A 17,090-nucleotide genomic window follows, 5' to 3' on the forward strand; every position below is an offset into this window, starting at 1 on the left:
CTCGCGAGAGGTCGCGGGAGGGTACCCGGTTCGGCACCAGGCTGCATCAGTGGGCTTTCTCCTTCGAGAGGAGGTCGACGACGGTCACGCCGACCTGGGAGCCCTTGCCTTCGAAGACCGACCCGGTGACGCGCTTCTCCAGGCGGGTCTTGGCGAGCGCATAGGCTTCGGCCGGGAGCGGGATGTAGCCGACCTCCTTCACGAGGGCACCGGCCTGCGCCAGGTAGAAGTCGATGAAGGCCTTCACCTGCGGCTTCTCGAGCGACTTCGTGCTGACGTAGATGAAGAGCGGACGCGCCAGCGGCTGATAGGTTCCCTTCTCGACGGTCTCGGGCGAAGGGAGGATGCAGCCGGCGCCGTTGGCGTCGTTCTCGTCGTCGATGGCCACGAGCTTCAGCTTCGACTGGTTCTCCTCGTAGTACGCGAAGCCGAAGAAGCCGAGGGCCAGGGGATCGGTGGCGATGCCCTGCACGATCACGTTGTCGTCCTCGCTCGACTGGAAGTCGCCGCGGCTCGCGTGCTCCTTCCCGACGATCGCCTCCGTGAAGTAGTCGTACGTGCCGGAGTCGACGCCGGGACCGAGGAGGTGGATGTCCTTGTCCGGCCAGCCGGGCCGCACCTGGCTCCACTTCGTGATCTTGCCTTGGGCCTCGGGCTCCCAGATCGTCTTCAGCTCCTTGACGGTCATGCAGGTGGCCCAGTCGTTCTTCGGGTTCACCATGATCGCGAGACCGTCGTAGGCGATCGGCAGCTCGACGTACTCGATCCCGGCCTTGCCGCACTGCTCGACCTCGGTCGGCTTGATCGGCCGCGAGGCGTCGGAGACGTCGGTCTCGCCGGCGCAGAACTTCTTGAAGCCGCCGCCGGTACCGGAGATGCCGACCGTCACCTGTGTCTTCGGGGTCGTCTTCTGGAACTCCTCGGCGACCGCTTCCGTGATCGGGAAGACGGTGCTGGAGCCATCGACGGCGACCCGGCTCTGCGCCATCGCGCGACCGGGGGCCATGCTGCCGACGGCAGCCGCCAGGGTGAGAGCCGCAACCACTCGCTGGGTCATTCGCTAGTCCTCCGCTACTGCGTCCACCGCCCCAAGCGCCGGTTGCCCGGTAACTCGTGAGCGCGGGGCCTCGATCGGGCCCGGTCCGGGGGTCGTCGTGAGTCGGCAGGACGGCGGGGACACGTTTCCCTGCTCGTCGAAGCGGCCTCCCATTGCCGCCGAGGTACCAGCGTCGTGTTTCAATTCTGTTACGACGCGGTGAATACACCGAAATCCTGCCCGTATTTCCTCGTGAACTCTCCAGCCTGCCGTGTGCGATGTGTTACGCGCCTGTTTCCGTCGGGGAAATGCGGCTCCGGCGGTCGTGACCTTACGAAAGGAGCGACGAAGTCATGGGGGGACGGACATGGACGGCCGTGGTCCTCGCCGCGACGGTGCTGACGGGCGCTGCGCAGGGGGAATCCAACGTCGAGCGACGCCTGCGCGAGCTCGAGGAGACGGTCAGGAGGCAGGCGGCGGAGATACAGACGCTTCGTGAGGAGCTGCATGACAGGCCGCCCGAAGCGGCGGCGCAGCCGGCGGTGCCCGCCGGGCCGACGTCGCCGAAGGTGGCCGAGGCCGAGCAGGCCATCGCGAAGCAGAAGGAGGAGGCGGTCGCCAAGGGCGCGCTGCCCGGCTGGGTCAACTACCAGATCGGCAAGGGCTTCACCTTCCAGACCGCGGACGACCGCTTCAAGCTGAGCCTCTACAACCGTCTCCAGGCCCGCTACTCCTACATCGACGGCGAGGACCTCCCCGGGCTCGACGACACCAGCGGGTTCGAGGTCCGGCGCATGAAGACCGTCTTCGAGGGCCACGCCTTCGACCCGTCCCTGCTCTTCAAGGTGCAGGTGAACTGGGTGGCGGACACGATCCTCGAGGACGCCTATCTGCACTGGATCCCGCGCAAGTACGCCGGCGTCCAGGTCGGTCAGTACAAGGTGCCGTTCAACCGCCAGCAGCTGACGTCGTCGGGCGCGCTCCAGTTCGTCGAGCGCTCGATCGCCGACAACTTCTTCACGCCGGCGCGCGACCGCGGCGTCACCCTCACGGGGAGCTGGTTCGGCGAGAAGCAGGACCTGCTCGAGTGGAACGCCGGCATCTTCAACGGCAACGGCATCAACGGCATGCCGAACGAGAACAGCGATCACATGGCGGCCGGCCGCCTGCTGTGGATGCCGCTCGGCGCGTTCAAGTACTACGTCGAGTCCGACGTCGACGACACGCCGGAGCCGCGGCTCGGTATCGGCGCCGCGTACCTCTACAACTCGCAGGCCGACACCGGCGCCGGCAACACCGCCCGCATCCTCTCGTCCTCGCGCCTGGGCGGCGATTGGGACCCCCCGATCGACGGGCGGGTCGACGTCGTCCAGGCGACGTTCGACACGCAGCTCAAGTGGCGCGGGCTGTCGGTGCTCGGCGACTACTACTGGGCCGAGGGCGATCCGAACGACCGCTCCACGCACAGCGCGCAGGGCTACAACACGCAGATCGGCTACTTCATCCTCCCGAAGAAGCTCGAGGCGGCGTTCCGGTGGTCGTGGGTCAACCGCGACCTCCAGACCTCACGCGCCAGCATGCGCGAGATCGGCGGCGCGCTCGGCTACTTCTTCCTCGCGCACAACCTGAAGCTCCAGGGCGACATCCGCTCGCTCCGCGAGGAGTTTCCGGGTGCACCGAGGGAGGACTCGCTGGAGTACCGGCTCCAGCTCCAGGCGATCTTCTGACGGCGGCGGCCGCCGGCGCGTCTTGCCGCGCCGGCGGCCACCGCCGATGATGCCGGCATGCGAGTCGGCGTCGTCGGTCTCGGGATCATGGGCGCGCCCATGGCGCGCAACTGCCTGCGCGCGGGACACGCGGTCACGGTACACACCCGCACGCGCGCGCGGGCGGTGCCGCTGCTCGACGAGGGCGCGGTCTGGGCCGACGATGCGGCCGCCGTCGCGCGCGCGGCCGACGTGGTGATCACCTGTCTGCCGGACGGACCCGACGTCGCGCAGGTCGTGTGCGGTGCGAACGGCGTCCTCGCGGGGGCGGCGGGGCCCCTCGTCGTCGTCGACACCAGCACCATCGCGCCGGCCATCGCGCGCGACCTCGCCGCGCGATGTGCGGGGCACGCCGTCGACTTCCTCGATGCCCCGGTGTCGGGCGGCGACAAGGGTGCGATCGCCGGCACGCTGTCGATCATGGTCGGCGGCGACGCCGCGGCGTTGGAGCGCGCGCGGCCCGTGCTCCAGGCGATCGGCAGGACCATCACGCACATGGGCGGGCCGGGGCAGGGGCAGATGACGAAGCTGGTGAACCAGGTCGTCGGTGCGTGCACGTTGGCGGCGGTCGCCGAGGGCGTGCACCTCGCGGCGCGCGCGGGGCTCGATCCGGACGCGGTGGTGGCGGCGGTCGGGAGCGGCGCGGCGTCCTCGTGGATGATGCAGCACCTCGCGCCACGCATGCAGCGTCACGACTTCGCGCCGGGGTTCATGGTGCGGCTCCAGCAGAAGGACCTGCGCCTCGCGCTCGCCGCGGCGGCCGACGTCGGGGCGCCGCTGCCGGCAACGGCGCTCGTGCAGCAGCTCTTCGCCGCCGTCGAGGCGCAGGGCGGCAGCGACCTCGGCACGCAGGCGCTGGTCTCGGCGCTGGAGGCGCTCGCGGGCGTGCCCCTGCACTCCGCTTGACCGCACTGCGCGCGGTCGAGTACCCGGCCGCATGCAGCTCGACACCGGTCTCAGCCTGAGCGACATCCGTGTGGCGGGGGAGCAGGCGCGCGCCGCCGAGGCGTTCGGCTGGGACGGCGTCTGGACGGCGGAAGCGGGGCACGACCCCTTCCTCCCGTGCGTCGCCGCGGCGACGGCGACCGAGCGCGTCTCGATCGGCACCAACATCGCCGTCGCGTTCCCGCGCAGCCCGCTGGTGCACGCGCAGATGGCGTGGGACCTCCAGGCGCTGTCGCGCGGCCGCTTCGTCCTCGGCCTCGGCACCCAGGTGAAGGGACACAACGAGCGCCGCTACTCGACGAAATGGACGCCGCCGGGGCCGCGCCTGCGCGAGATGATCCAGCTGATCCGGCACATCTGGGACGTCTGGCAGAACGGCACGCGGCCGCACTTCGCCGGCGAGCACTACCAGTTCAGCCTGATGACGCCGTTCTTCAGCCCCGGGCCGATCGAGTGGCCGAAGATCCCGATCTACATCGCCGGCGTGAACCCGTACGTGCTGCGGCTCGCCGGCGAGCTCTGCGACGGCCTCCATGCCCATCCGTTCCACTCCGCGAAGTACCTCCGCGAGACCGTGCTCCCGAACGTCGAGGCGGGCGCCCGCAAGACGGGCCGGCAGCGCAGCGACTGTGCCATCGCCACGACCGGGTTCGTCATCAGCGGCCGCACGCGCGACGACTTCGGCCCTGCGCGCGCGCTCGTGCGCCAGCAGATCTCCTTCTACGCGTCGACGCGCGCCTATGCTCCGGTGCTCGAGGCGCACGGCTGGGGCGATCTCTCCCGGCGTCTCGGCGAGAAGGCCGCGACCGGCGACTGGGGCGGCATGGCCGAGCTCGTCACCGACGAGATGCTGGCCGTGTATGCGACGGAAGGCACGTGGGACGAGCTGCCCGGTCTGCTGAAGCGGAAGTACGACGGCCTCGTCGACCGCCTCGGACTCTACGCGATGCCGGGCATCCTCCCCGAGGGCACGGCGCTGGGTGAGCTCGTGCGGGCGATCCGAACCGCCTGACGGGTCAGCGGCGAAAGGGCAGCAGCGCCGGCACGCGCTCGGCATAGCGCTCCCACCTGGCGCCGAGCGCCTCGTGCAGGACGCGGTCCTCGAGCCGCACCTTCACGCCGACGCCGACGCCCAGCCCGATCGCCGCGCACAGCACCGCCCACGAGGGATGCGCCAGCAGCGTCCCGACGGCGAGCAGCACGATCGCCAGATACAGCGGATGCCGCACGACGCGGTAGGCGCCGTCGGTGACCAGGCGGTGGTCGTCGCGCACGGTCACCACCGCCGACCAGTGGCGTCCGAGCGTGCGCCGTGCATGCAGGTGCAAGGCGAGCCCGGCGGCGACGAGGCCGAGGCCGAGGAGCGCCGGCAGCGGGTGGAACGCCAGCCGCCCGCCGCTCGCCCGCTCGAGCCAGGCCATGCCGGCCAGCAGCAGCGCGAAGAGCACGCCGCGCACCGCCGCCGGCGGGTTCCAGCTGCGCACCTGCGCCGCCCCCACCACCGGGACGCGCCGCGCCTGACGGAACGTGTCCACCGCGAGCACCACCCAGGCCGCCACGAGGAGCGCGTCCGTACCCTGCGCCGCCGTCACCGCCCGCCGCCTAGACCGTCGTCGGGACGGCGTCAAACCATACGGGCTCGGTTGCCACCGCGGACCGGCCATGGAACACCCGAAGGATCATGGCCGTGCTGAAGGTCGCGCATCTCGGACATCCCATCCTGCGTCTGGTCGCGGAGCCCGTGCCGCCCGCGGCGATCGGCTCGCGCGAGATCCAGCAGCTGATCGACGACATGCTCGACACCATGGAGGACGAGGACGGCGCCGGCCTGGCTGCGCCGCAGGTGCACGTGTCGAAGCGCATCGTCATCTACGGCGTGCGCCACAATCCGCGCTATCCCGACGCCGACGACGTGCCGCTGACGGTCCTCGTGAACCCCGTCGTCAGCCCGGTCGGCACCGCGCAGGAGGAGGGCTGGGAGGGCTGCCTCAGCGTGCCCGACCTCCGCGGCATGGTGCCGCGCTTCACGCGCGTGACGGTCGAGGCGCTCGGGCGCGACGGCGAGCCGCTGCGCTTCACGGCCGAGGACTTCCACGCCCGCGTCGTGCAGCACGAGTGCGATCACCTCGACGGCAAGGTCTACCTCGACCGCATGCCGTCGATGGACACGCTGACGTTCCTCCCCGAGTTCCATCGCTACTGGCTGCGCCGCGAGTGAGCGCGAGCGGCGCCGACGTCGTCGTGCTGGGCGGCGGGATCGTCGGCTGCGCGATCGCACGCGAGCTGGCGCGGCGGGGTGCGGACGTCGTCGTCGTCGAGCGCGGCGAGCCGGCGGCGGAGGCGACGCGGGCTGCCGCCGGGATGGTCGCGCCGCAGGCCGAGACCGACGCGGCGGGGCCGGTGCTCCGCCTCGGCGTCGCGAGCCGCGACCGCTACCCCGCATGGGTCACGGCGATCGAGGCCGAGAGCGGCATCGACGTCGCGTTCCGCACCGACGGCATCCTCTACGTCGCGCGCTGGCCGGGCGACGCGCGCGTGCTGGCGGCGCGCGCCCGATGGCAGCGTGCCGCGGGCCTGCGCGTCCGGCAGGTGAGCGCGGCGGCCGCGCGGCGCCGCGTGCCGGCGTTGCCGCGCGACCTGCCGCTCGCGCTGCATTTCCCCGACGACCATCGCGTCGACAACGAGCGCCTCGGGGCAGCGGTGGCGCGTGCGGCGGAGCGGGCGGGCGTCCGCCTGCGGACGCACACGGCGGTGCGCGCGATTCGCGCCCGGCGGGGTACCGTCGTCGGCATCGACACCGATCGGGGTCGCCTGGAAGCGCGCGCGGTGGTGAATGCGGCGGGTGCCTGGGCCGCTCGCATCGCACTGCCGCGCGGCAGCGCGGCGCCGCCGGTGTTCCCGGTCCGCGGGCAGATGCTCGTGCTGCATGCGCCGGGCGCGCTGCCGCTGCCGCTCTACTCGCGGCGCGTGTACCTCGTGCCGCGCCTCGACGGCCGCATCCTCGTCGGGGCCACGCGCGAGCCGGCCGAGCTCGACAAGCGGGTGACGCTGGCCGGCGCCGCGACGCTCCTCGCCGCGGCCCATGCGCTCGTGCCGGGACTCGGAGCCGCGGCCCTGGTCGGCCATTGGGCGGGGCTGCGCCCGGGCACGCCCGACGGACGGCCGATCCTCGGCCCCGCGCCCGATCTCGCGGGACTGTGGCTCGCGACCGGGCACTACCGGCACGGCATCCTGCTCGCGCCGGCGACGGCCGAGGCGATCGCCGACCTGGTGACCGGCGGTCGCACGGCGCTGCCGATCGTCGGCATGGCGCCGCGGCGCTTCGCGCGGGGCTAGCGGACGACGACCTGCACGGCGCCGCGCTCGAGCGAGGCGTCGCCCTCGAGCACGATCTCCGTGCCGAGCCGCTTCTCGACCGCCGCGACGGTCGTCGTACGGTGGAGGGCGAGGAACTCGGCGACGTCCGGCGGCACGCGCAGCGCCAGGATCGTCCGCTCGGTGCGGCCCACGACCTCGCGCTGGAGGCGGCGGAGCGCGTCGTAGGCGAGCGTCTCGGCCGAGCGCTCGCGCCCATGGCCGTCGCAGTGCGGGCAGGGTGCGGTGAGCAGCTGCTCGAGGCTCTCGCGCGTCCGCTTGCGTGTCATCTGGACCAGCCCGAGCTCCGAGATGCGCAGCACGTTCGAGCGCGCCTTGTCCTTGCGCATCGCCTCCTGGAGCGCGTCGAACACCTTCTTGCGGTTCGCCAGCTTCTCCATGTCGATGAAGTCGATGACGATGATGCCGCCGATGTTGCGCAGGCGGAGCTGCTGCACGACCTGCTTCGCGGCCTCGAGGTTCGTGCGCAGGACGGTCTCTTCCTGGTCCGTCTTGCCGACGTAGCGGCCGGTGTTGACGTCGACGGTGGTCAGCGATTCGGTCTGATCGAAGATCAGGTAGCCGCCCGACTTGAGCCAGACGCGCCGGTCGAGCGCGCGCACGATCTTGGTCTCGACGCCGTGCTGGTCGAACAGCGGCGTCGAGCCCTCGTAGTGGTGCACGCGCGAGGTGAGGCGCGGCATCGTGGCTTCGACGAACTCGACGACGCGCGCATGGTCGTCGGGGTCGTCGACCACGAGCCGCTCGACGTCGGAGGTGAACAGGTCGCGCACCGTGCGCAGCGGCAGGTCGAGATCCTGGTGGATCAGCGACGGGGCGGTGGCGCCGTCGGCGACCTTCTGGACGTGGCTCCAGAGGCGGGTGAGGAAGCGCACGTCGTCGTGGATGTCGCGCTTGGTCGCGCCCTCGCAGGCGGTGCGCACGATGAGGCCGCCCTCGGCGGGGCGCTCGGCCTCGACGATCTCGCGCAGGCGGTCACGCTCGGCCGGGTCCTCGATGCGCCGCGAGATGCCGATGTGGCGCGTGCCCGGCATGTACACGAGGTGACGGCCGGGTAGGGAGATGTGCGCCGTCACGCGGGCGCCCTTCGTCCCCATCGGCTCCTTCGCGACCTGGACCAGCAGCTCCTCGCCCTTCTTGAGACGCTCCTCGATGGGCGGCAGCGGGACGCGGCGGCGCGGCGGCCGGCCGTCCTCGCTCTCGCCCTCGGGATCGGCCTCGCCCTCGGCGCGGGCGGCGGGCTCGGCGGCGTCGCCGTCGGGCGCCGGCTCGGGCGGGTAGGCGGCGGCCGGCTCCGCGGCCGGCTCGGGCGCGGTCTCGTCGGCGAGGACCGCGTCGTCCTGAGCGATCTGCGGCGGCAGCGTCTCGGGCAGCGCGAGATCGGAGACGTGCAGGAACGCCGCCTTCTCGAGTCCGATGTCGAGGAACGCGGCCTGCATGCCGGGCAGCACGCGGACGACCTTGCCCTTGTAGATGTTGCCGGCGATGCCGCGCTCGTGGTGGCGCTCGATGTGCAGCTCGACGAGCGTCGTGTCTTCGAGCACGGCCACCCGCGTCTCCCAGCGGGCCGCGTTGATCAGGATCTGCTTGTGCACGTCAGGACGCCGCCGCGGCAGGATCGAGGTCGTGGAAGCGGGTCGCCACCTTGTGCACGTGCAGGGTGGGGAGGACGCCCGGGTCGAGCGCCAGCAGCTCGCCGACGACGACCGGCGGTCGCAGCGTCCCCTCGGGGCCGACGGCGATGTCGACGCGCAGCCGATCGGGGCCGGCGAGCTCGACGCGCTCGACGCTGCGCCGCGCGTCGACGACCCGCTCGCCGTGCTTGCCGACCTTGCGCACGAGCAGCTCGGGGGCGTCGGCGAAGCGCCGGACGGCGTCGGCGAGCGCCTCGGGCGTCGGCGGGGCGTCGAGCGGTGCCAGGTCGACCTCGAACGAGTACGCGGCGATCGACTGGTCGATGCTGCGCTCGGCGCGCGGAACCTCGTGCACCGACGTCGGCTCGAGCCCCTCGGGCAGCTCCGCGATCAGGCGGCGCAGCACCTCGGCCGGGTCGAGCACGCGCGTCAGCTCGACGTCGAGATGCTCGTCGTCGCTCGAGAAGCCGACCGGCAGGGCGGGGCCGAACGCGATGCGCGGCATGGGGTGGTGGCCGCGCGAGTAGGCGACCGGCAGGGCGGCACGCCGGGCGGCGCGCTGCACGATCGTGCCCAGCTCGCGGGTGCCGATGAAGCGGGCCGGCCCGACCTTGCGGTAGCGGACGCGCAGACGCTGGACGGGTGCCGGCGTGTCGAGGTCGGGGGTCAGCGACGACGGGACCGCGCCCAGCCACTCCTCGGCGTTGCCGTCGCCGCCGGGCCCCGGGCCGTCGGGCCCGGTGCCGAGCGTCGCGGGCAGCGGCGCTTCGCGGACCGCGTCGGGCCGCGGCGCCACCGGCAGCCGCGCGGCGCGGCGCTCGGCGACACGTGTGCGGATGGTGCGCCACGCCCGGGTCTCCCAGGCGGGCAGGGGATCGGCGGTGTCGTCGGCGGGCACCGCCAGCTCGGCCCAGCGCGACACCTGCGCGCCGCGATGGTCGCTGCCGCGGGCGCCGTCGGGGTGGTAGTCGACGTTGCGGATCGCCTTGAAGTCGCATGCACCGCAATAGGTGCAGCGCTCGACCGAGCAGTCGGGCGTCAGCACGCCCTCGACCGCGCGGGCGAGGTCGCGGGCGAGGAACGTACGGCTGACGCCGGCGTCGAGGTGGTCCCAGGGCAGCACCTCGTCGAGCCCGCGCCGGCGCAGGTGGCCGTCGCCGCCCAGGCCGTGCTCGGCGAGCGCGGCCTGCCAGACGTCGAGGCGGCACTGGTCGGACCAGCCGTCGAAGCGGGCGCCGCGTCGCTGCGCGGTCTCGACGACGTCGGCGAGACGCCGATCGCCGCGCGCGAACACGCCCTCGAGCCACGACAGACGCGGATCGTGCCACTTGAACTCGACGCCGCGCCGCCGCAGCTCGTGGCGCAGCAGCGCATGCCGCGCTTCGGTCTCGGCGACGGTGAGCTGTCCCGCCCACTGGAAAGGCGTGTGCGGCTTCGGCGAGAAGGTCGAGACGCTGGCGGTGACCTTCAGCCGGCCCTTGGCGGCGCGCTTCACGCGGCCGGCCAGCTCGGCGATGCCGCGCACGTCGTCCTCGGTCTCGCTGGGCAGGCCGATCATGAAATAGAGCTTCAGGCTGCGCCACCCGAGGTCGGCGAAGAGCCGGGCGGCGTCGAGCAGCTCTTCTTCGCGATACTCCTTCTGGATGACGTCGCGCAGACGCTGCGTGCCGGCCTCGGGGGCGAGGGTGAAGCCCGTCTTCCGCACGCGGCGGATCTCCTCGAGGATCTTCGGCGACAGCGCGTCGACGCGTGTCGACGGCAGCGAGACGGCGACGCGCTCGGGCGCGAGGCGGTCCATCAGCGTCTTCAGGACGGGATTGACGCCGCTGTAGTCGCCGGTCGAGAGCGAGAGCAGCGAGACCTCCTCGTAGCCGGTGCGCTGCATGAGCGCCGTCGTGTGCTCGACCACGCGCTCCGGATTCCGCTCGCGCAGCGGACGGTAGATGTAGCCCGCCTGGCAGAAGCGGCAGCCCTTCACGCAGCCGCGCATCACCTCGACGCTGGCCCGGTCGTGGACGACGCCGAGATTGGGGACGACGGGATTCGCCGGCAGCGGCACGGCGTCGAGGTCGGGCAGGACGCGCTTCGCGACCTGCGCGGGACCGCCGGCGGTGGGCTCGACGGCGAGGAGCGCGCCGCCGTCGGCGTATCGCGGCACGAACAGCGCCGGCACGTAGACCCCGGGGATGTCGGCCAGCGCGCGCAGCAGCACGCTGCGATCGTCCCCGCGATGCGCGGCGACGGCGTCGCACAGCTCGCCGACCACGTGCTCGCCGTCGCCGAGCACGACGGCGTCGAGGAACGGCGCGATCGGCTCGGGGTTGAACGCACAGGGTCCGCCCCCGACGACCACCGGATCACCGGTCCCGCGGTCGGCGCTGCGCAGCGGGATGCCGCCCAGCTCGAGCATGGTGAGGAGGTTCGTGTAGGTCAGCTCGTACTGGAGGCTGAAGCCGACCACGTCGAAGTCGTGCAGGGCGCGATGGCTCTCGAGCGATACGAGCGGGAGCCCATGGCGGCGGAGCAGGGCCTCGAGGTCGGTCCACGGCGCGTAGCAGCGCTCGGCAGCGACGTCGGGCCGCCGATTGAGGACGTCGTAGAGGATCTGCAGCCCGAGGTGGGACTGCGCGATCTCGTAGACCTCCGGAAACGCGAGCGCGAAGCGGACGCGCACCTGCGCATCGTCCTTGCGCACCGAGCCGCGCTCGTTCCCGAGGTAGCGGCCCGGCTTCTCGACCAGCGGAAGGAGCCGCTCGTACTCGGCGCGGTAGGTGCGCATGAAGGGGGCGGAGTATAGGGAGGGGCCCGCGAGCGTTCAACGCCGACCGGCTTGCCAGCGTGCCGAGCGGGGCCTAAGATCGGCGCCGATGTTCGGTCTCGGTGTCGGCGAGCTTCTGATCGTCCTCGTGATCATCCTCGTGGTGTTCGGCGCGGGGAAGCTTCCCGAGGTGATGGGGAGCATGGGGAAGGGGATCAACTCCTTCAAGAAGGGCCTCCGTGAGCCGCCTGAGATCGACGTCACCCCGGGCAAGGACGACGCCCCAGCCAAGACCGAGCCCGAGCGGCGCTAGTCGGCCGGCCCGCCGCGGCGCACGCCGACGACCTCGACGGTATAGTCGTCGAGCGGCACGGGCGGCGATACGAAGGCGACCAGGAACGGCGCCTGCGCGCCCGGCCCGAGCGTCCAGTCCTTGGGCGGGGTCAGGGTCTGCAGGAGGTCGATCTCGCGTACCGACAGGTCGCGGATGCCCTTCGGGGCAGCACCGCAGAAGACGGTCTGCCGCAGCTCCGTCGGCCCATGGACGCGGGCCTGTATCTGCACGCCGCTCACCGCGATCGGCGCGTTGTTGATGGCCGTGCCGGCGACGACGAAGACCAGGTTGTCGCCGTGGACGCGCTGGTACTCGCCGCGCAGGTCGGCGAGCTGGATGCTGGCGGGGCTGAGCCGCACGTCCGACAGCTGCTGGCCCACGACCGGGAGGCCGCCCAGCAGCTCGCCCACGCGGCGCGGATGCGTGTAGAGGTAGATGGACAGCACCGCGTAGGCCAGCGTCACCGCGAGCATGCTGCGGAGGGCGAAGCGGGCGGGGGAGCCGGTGGCGCGCGGCGCGTCGTCCTCGTCGTCGGCAGCGCCCGTGCGCCGTGCGCGGCTCCTGCGCGGCGGCGGCGCCGCCGGCTCGTCGTCCGCCTCCACCTCGTCCTCGTCGTCCTCGTCGGTCGTGAACTCCTCGGCCGGGGGCGGCACGCGCCGGGCGGCCGGGCGACGCGGCGGCGGGGCCGGCTCGTCGTCCTCGTCCGGCTCCTCGTCCTCTTCGGGTTCGGGCGCCGGCTCGGGCCTGGTGCCGACGGGCGGCTTGCGACGCTTCGCACGCGCCGGGGGCGCCGGGGCGTCGTCGTCCTCGGCGTCGTCGAAGCGGAAGCGCTCGTCGTCCGCCTCGGGGTCCGCCGCGTCGAGCGACGGCGCCTCGAGTCCCTCCTCGGGGTCGAAGACGTGGTCGCAACGCGTGCAGCGCAGACTCGGGCGGCTCTGGAGCCGCGAGCGCGGTGGCATCTGGTACCGCGTCTCGCAGTGCGGGCAGGTGACCGTCATGCGGCGCGCCGTGGTCCTTGCGCGGCGCGACCTCGCCGTCCGGGCACGATGGATCGTGCCGCCTGACGCCGGCCCACCGCCTCCACCCCCACCATGTGGGCGCGACGCATAGCGACGCGTCGGACGGGCGTCAACCGCGTGCGGGGGCGCTGCGCGCGAGCGCCTGGCGGACGATGCCGTGGAAGAAGAACAGGCTCAGCAGCAGCGGGATCACGTGGTAGCAGAGCCGGAAGATCAGGACGGCCACGACCGAGGCCTCGAGCGGCACGCCCATGCTGACGAAGACCGCGGTCATCGAGCCCTCGAGCAGGCCGAGCCCGCCTGGGACGAACGACACCAGCGACACGAAGAGGCCGATCCCGAAGCCGACCAGGACGACGCCGGGCGGCAGGGGGTGGTTCACCGCCCGGAACGCGGCCCACAGGATGCCGATGGTCAGCACCCAGTCGAGGCAGATCCATAGCGTCGGCCCGACCATGCGGTCCTTGCGCGCGAGCAGGAACTGGAAGCCCTGGTCGAGGTTGCCCTGGAAGCGCCACATGCGGAACCGGTTCGGCGTCCAGCGCGGCGCCATGCGCGCGAGGAGCCGGTGGGTGGCATTGGCGATGAAGACGAGCGTCACCCGCCGCAGTGGGCGGTGCAGGACGAGGACCAGGCCGTAGATCAGGACGGCGGCGAAGAGCACGAGGAGCGTCGTCGCCGCGACCAGCGCCCCGCCGTGCAACTGCTGGCGGGTGAGGAGCGAGACGAACGCGGCCAGGCAGAAGGCCAGCAGCGTGAAGTTGGTGATGAACGTCTGCGCCAGCGAGATCAGGACCGCGCGTCCGGACGGGACACCCTGTTGGCCGAGCAGGAGCATGCGCACCGCGAAGCCCGAGATGCCCGCCGTGGTGACGATGTAGTTCACCGTGTTCGAGACCAGCGTGATGCGCACCCAGGTCCACAGCGGCAGGCCGTAGCCGGCGGCGGTGGCGATGCCCCGATACGACGCGGCCATCACCACGTAGGACAGGAACGAGAAGAAGAGCGGTTCGACCAGCGCCGCGGGCTCGATCGCCGCCGCGGTGTGCAGCAGCTCCTTGCCGTCGGCGAGGAGGACGAGCCCGATCAGGATGGCGACGCCGAGCAGGACGGCGGCGACGACCATACGATGCGAGTCGCGGGCAGGAGTATCAGTCGCGGTCTGCACGGGGAGCGGCGGCTGCGGCGCCCGGGGGCGTGTAGCCCAGGCCCGCGCGCGGGGGCAAGGCGGGTTGGTCCTCGAGGGCGGGGGGCAGCCCGCGAAAGACGTGGCGGCGGAAGAGCGGCGTCAGGTCCTTGTCCGCGGTTCGCGTCACCGCGCGCAGGAACGTCGCCGTGGTGAGCGCCCCCCCGGTCTCGGCGAGCTGGCGGACGGCGTCGTCGAGGGAGCGCCGCCCGTTCGTGGCGCGCGCGATCTCGCGGTCGAGGGCGTACATCACCGCGGGGGCGCTGTTGTTGAGGGCATCGGACGCGCGGGTGCGCGAGAGGTCGATCTCCCAGCGGCCGTTGTGCACGAACGAGCGGACGCCGCGCGCGAACCCTGCTGCGGGCAGCATGCCGGCGCGCCGCTGGAGGACGAGCGTGTAGTACTCGGCGAGGCCCTCGGCGATCCAGCGCCCGTCGTGCTTCGGGCGGAACGGCTGCCAGGTGTGGAAGAGCTCGTGCAGCCAGGTGCTGGTCGCGTCGCGGGAGCGGAACGGCGTCGCCGCGTGGACGAAGAACGAGCGCTCGCCGGAGATGCCGCCGCGCCACATCGGATCGGGCGCGCTCACGACGAGGAGCCGCGGCGGCGGCGGCCCCAGCACGCCGGCGAGGAGGGGTAGGGTCTGCTCCCAGGTGCGGAACACCGCGGCGACGTCGAGCTCGGTGCCGGGAACGGTCGCGAGCGTCACGATCGTCCCGCCGATGCGGCGCTCGGTGAGCCGGATGTCGCCGAGCGCGAGCCAGCCGCGCGGGCGGTCGAACTGCGCGTTCGCCTGCGCGACCTCGAAGACGTTGTCGCCGAGCCGCTCGCCCGTGGTGACGCTGCGCCATCCCGCCGGCAGCCGGAAGAGGAGCCGCGCCCGCGAGGTCGGGTGGCCGACGTCCGGCTTCCAGTCGATGTGGATGGCCGGAAAGAGCGCCAGCGCCCGCGTGACGATCCAGCCGTCGCCTGCGTAGCTGTCGTAGCGCGGCCCGCCCGGCGGGCGATGCCGATCGATCTGCACCTCGTACTCGAGGTGCGCGTAGGGTTGGCCGGGCCGCCAGGTGAGCGTGCGCTCGTGCCAGTCGAGCTGGCCCGTGCCGCGCACGCCGTGCGTGCGCTCGTCGCGGAAGACGAGCCGCAGCGAATCGATCTCGTCGATGCCCGCGAGCTCCCAGCGCACCTTGGCGCGGTCCGGCGTCTGCTTCGAGATGCGCACGAGGTAGTCCACGCTGAACGTCGGCTTCGGCGCCTCCGCCGCGCCGGAGTGCAGGGCCGCGAGCACGACGCCGAGCGCCGCCAGAGCACGCCCGAGCATCCGGTCGCCTCAGAGCACCGCCACCGCCATCGGTCGACGGCTGCGGAACGCGTAGAGGGCGGCGGGCCGGTGCGCGCCGCGGCGCTGCCGGCCGAGGGCGCGCAGCAGACCCCGTCCCAGTATCTTCTTGCGGAAGTTGCGGCGGTCGAGCGGGCGTCCGAGGATCGCCTCGTACAGCGCCTGGAGCTCCCCGAGCGTGAAGGCGGGCGGCAACAGCGTGTAGACGAGGTTGGTGTACTGGAGCTTCGCCTGCAGGCGCGCCGTCGCGGTGGCGACCACCGCGGCGTGGTCGTAGGCGAGGGTCGGCAGGCGATCCACGCGGCGCCAGGCCAGGGCGCGATAGCGCACGTCCGCGGGCTCGGGTACCTCGAGCGTGCCGGCCGGGACCAGGCCGACGTAGGCCACCGACACGACGCGGCCCTGCGGATCCCGCGCGGGATGCCCGAACGTGTAGAGCTGCTCCAGATAGACGTCACCGAGACCGGTGTGCGCGCGCAGCGCGCGCTGCGCTGCCGCGTCGAGCGTCTCCTCGGCGCGCACGCGGCCGCCGGGCAAGGCCCAGCGTCCCGCGAACGGTCCCGCCGCGAGCTTGGCCAGGAGCACGTGCAGGGCCTGCTCGCGCACGGTGCAGAGCGCGACGTCCACCGCGACCGCGGCGGCCGGCGCGCCTACCCGCCCAGCGTGAGCATCGCCTCGAGGGCCCGGGCGGCCCGCACGCGGACGTCCTCCGGGATCGTGATCTCCGGCCGGAGATCGCGAAGCGCGTCGCGCGTGCCTTCGAGGGTGATCATCTTCATGTACGCGCACAGCTTGCAGCTCTTGTAGAACTTCTTCTCCGGCACCTCCAGGAGGAGGCGATCGGAGAGCCCGCACTCGGTGACGACGAGGAACTCGTGCGCCTCGCTCTCCTTGGCGTAGCGCACCATGCCGCTCGTCGAGAGCACGGCGTCGGCGAGGGCGAGCACGTCCTGCCGGCACTCGGGGTGCGCGAGGATCTTCACGCGGGGCAGGGCGCTGCGCACGGCGGCGATCTGCGCGGGCGTGATCTGGTGGTGGACGTAGCAGTTGCCGTCCCAGGCGACGATGTTCTTCGTGGTCTGCGACTGCACGTGCGCCGCGAGGTTCTTATCGGGCACGAAGAGGATGTTGCGGCTCGGCAGCGCCTCGACCACCTTCACGGCGTTCGAGCTGGTGCAGCAGGCGTCGCACTCGGCTTTCACGTCGGCGGTGGTGTTGACGTAGCCGACGACCATGAGGTCGGGCCACACGGCGCGCAGCTCCTCCTTCTTCGCGGCGAGATCCTCGGCGGTGACCGAGTCGGCGAGGGAGCAGCCGGCGCGCAGGTCGGGCAGGATCACCGTACGCGACGGGTTCAGGATCTTCGCCGTCTCGGCCATGAAGTGGACGCCGCAGAACACGATCACGTCGGCGTCGACCTTCGTCGCCTGGCGCGCGAGCTCGAGGGAGTCGCCGATGAAGTCGGCCACCTGGAAGATCTCGGGTCGCTGGTAGTTGTGCGCCAGGACGACGGCGCGCCGCTCGTGCTTCCACGCGGCGATCTCGGCGACGAGCGCGGCGATCTCGCGGCAGCGCTCCGGCGTGTACGCGGCGTCGGCCAGCGGAGCGAGGAGGCGTTCGAGATCGGCGCCGGAGGGCGCGGTGGGGGCGGCGTCGGGCATGCGGGCTCCTTCGTGTACTTGATACGCATTCATCGGGCCGTCG

Annotated in this window: 15 protein-coding genes; 6 read left to right on the plus strand and 9 right to left on the minus strand. The window is 72.4% G+C overall.

The features are described 5' to 3' along the window. Positions 1 to 46: 46 nt before the first annotated feature. Entirely contained in the window at positions 47 to 1,057 is a 1,011-nt protein-coding gene (locus KIT14_24295) for a PstS family phosphate ABC transporter substrate-binding protein (GenBank protein MCW5893647.1), read from the minus strand. Between the two features lie 332 nt (positions 1,058 to 1,389). Here KIT14_24295 and KIT14_24300 point away from each other — a divergent pair, with 332 nt between their 5' ends. Genes KIT14_24300 through KIT14_24310 form a run of 3 tightly spaced genes read left to right on the plus strand, consistent with a single transcriptional unit; the run spans position 1,390 to position 4,759 of the window. Continuing rightward, positions 1,390 to 2,763 carry a hypothetical protein gene (locus KIT14_24300; protein ID MCW5893648.1) on the plus strand — a complete coding sequence of 458 codons (1,374 nt, stop codon included), beginning with the start codon at positions 1,390 to 1,392 and terminating at the stop codon, positions 2,761 to 2,763. Between the two features lie 57 nt (positions 2,764 to 2,820). Further along, on the plus strand, positions 2,821 to 3,708 hold the full coding sequence (locus KIT14_24305; protein MCW5893649.1) for an NAD(P)-dependent oxidoreductase: 888 nt from the start codon (positions 2,821 to 2,823) through the stop codon (positions 3,706 to 3,708). Between the two features lie 31 nt (positions 3,709 to 3,739). Then, positions 3,740 to 4,759 (plus strand): TIGR03617 family F420-dependent LLM class oxidoreductase, encoded by a 1,020-nt coding sequence (locus KIT14_24310; protein ID MCW5893650.1) that lies wholly within the window; start codon positions 3,740 to 3,742, stop codon positions 4,757 to 4,759. Positions 4,760 to 4,763: 4 nt separating this feature from the next. On the opposite strand, the gene KIT14_24315 is transcribed toward KIT14_24310, so the two are convergent. After that, positions 4,764 to 5,339 carry an isoprenylcysteine carboxylmethyltransferase family protein gene (locus KIT14_24315; protein ID MCW5893651.1) on the minus strand — a complete coding sequence of 192 codons (576 nt, stop codon included), beginning with the start codon at positions 5,337 to 5,339 and terminating at the stop codon, positions 4,764 to 4,766. Between the two features lie 89 nt (positions 5,340 to 5,428). On the opposite strand from KIT14_24315, the gene def reads away from it, so the two are divergent. Together def and thiO are read left to right on the plus strand one after the other, a co-directional pair. Beyond that, the gene (gene def / locus KIT14_24320; protein MCW5893652.1) at positions 5,429 to 5,965 is read left to right on the plus strand and encodes a peptide deformylase; all 537 of its coding nucleotides are present in this window, start codon (positions 5,429 to 5,431) and stop codon (positions 5,963 to 5,965) included. Further along, the gene (gene thiO / locus KIT14_24325; GenBank protein ID MCW5893653.1) at positions 5,962 to 7,083 is read left to right on the plus strand and encodes a glycine oxidase ThiO; all 1,122 of its coding nucleotides are present in this window, start codon (positions 5,962 to 5,964) and stop codon (positions 7,081 to 7,083) included. Before def ends, thiO begins: the two co-directional genes overlap by 4 nt. Here the strand turns inward: thiO and KIT14_24330 are convergent. Together KIT14_24330 and KIT14_24335 are read right to left on the minus strand one after the other, a co-directional pair. Next, the gene (locus tag KIT14_24330; protein MCW5893654.1) at positions 7,080 to 8,717 is read right to left on the minus strand and encodes an Rne/Rng family ribonuclease; all 1,638 of its coding nucleotides are present in this window, start codon (positions 8,715 to 8,717) and stop codon (positions 7,080 to 7,082) included. The genes thiO and KIT14_24330 overlap by 4 nt on opposite strands. Before the next feature lies 1 nt (position 8,718). Beyond that, positions 8,719 to 11,535 carry a TIGR03960 family B12-binding radical SAM protein gene (locus KIT14_24335; GenBank protein ID MCW5893655.1) on the minus strand — a complete coding sequence of 939 codons (2,817 nt, stop codon included), beginning with the start codon at positions 11,533 to 11,535 and terminating at the stop codon, positions 8,719 to 8,721. Positions 11,536 to 11,623: 88 nt separating this feature from the next. Here KIT14_24335 and tatA point away from each other — a divergent pair, with 88 nt between their 5' ends. After that, positions 11,624 to 11,827, plus strand: a complete 204-nt coding sequence (gene tatA, locus KIT14_24340; protein MCW5893656.1) for a twin-arginine translocase TatA/TatE family subunit — start codon at positions 11,624 to 11,626, stop codon at positions 11,825 to 11,827. On the opposite strand, the gene KIT14_24345 is transcribed toward tatA, so the two are convergent. The 5 genes from KIT14_24345 to nadA form a co-directional block, all read right to left on the minus strand. Next, positions 11,824 to 12,846, minus strand: a complete 1,023-nt coding sequence (locus KIT14_24345; GenBank protein MCW5893657.1) for a zinc-ribbon domain-containing protein — start codon at positions 12,844 to 12,846, stop codon at positions 11,824 to 11,826. The genes tatA and KIT14_24345 overlap by 4 nt on opposite strands. Positions 12,847 to 12,976: 130 nt before the next feature. Continuing rightward, positions 12,977 to 13,993: a flippase-like domain-containing protein gene (locus KIT14_24350; protein MCW5893658.1), complete on the minus strand. Its 1,017-nt coding sequence runs from the start codon at positions 13,991 to 13,993 to the stop codon at positions 12,977 to 12,979. Positions 13,994 to 14,018: 25 nt separating this feature from the next. Then, entirely contained in the window at positions 14,019 to 15,368 is a 1,350-nt protein-coding gene (locus KIT14_24355; protein MCW5893659.1) for a hypothetical protein, read from the minus strand. A 9-nt stretch (positions 15,369 to 15,377) separates the two neighbouring features. Continuing rightward, entirely contained in the window at positions 15,378 to 16,013 is a 636-nt protein-coding gene (locus tag KIT14_24360) for an NUDIX hydrolase (GenBank protein ID MCW5893660.1), read from the minus strand. A gap of 23 nt (positions 16,014 to 16,036) precedes the next feature. Next, positions 16,037 to 17,047 (minus strand): quinolinate synthase NadA, encoded by a 1,011-nt coding sequence (gene nadA, locus KIT14_24365; GenBank protein MCW5893661.1) that lies wholly within the window; start codon positions 17,045 to 17,047, stop codon positions 16,037 to 16,039. Between the last annotated feature and the right edge of the window lie 43 nt (positions 17,048 to 17,090).

It is taken from the genome of bacterium, from assembly GCA_026129405.1.
Classification (GTDB): Bacteria; Desulfobacterota; Binatia; order DP-6; family DP-6; genus JAHCID01.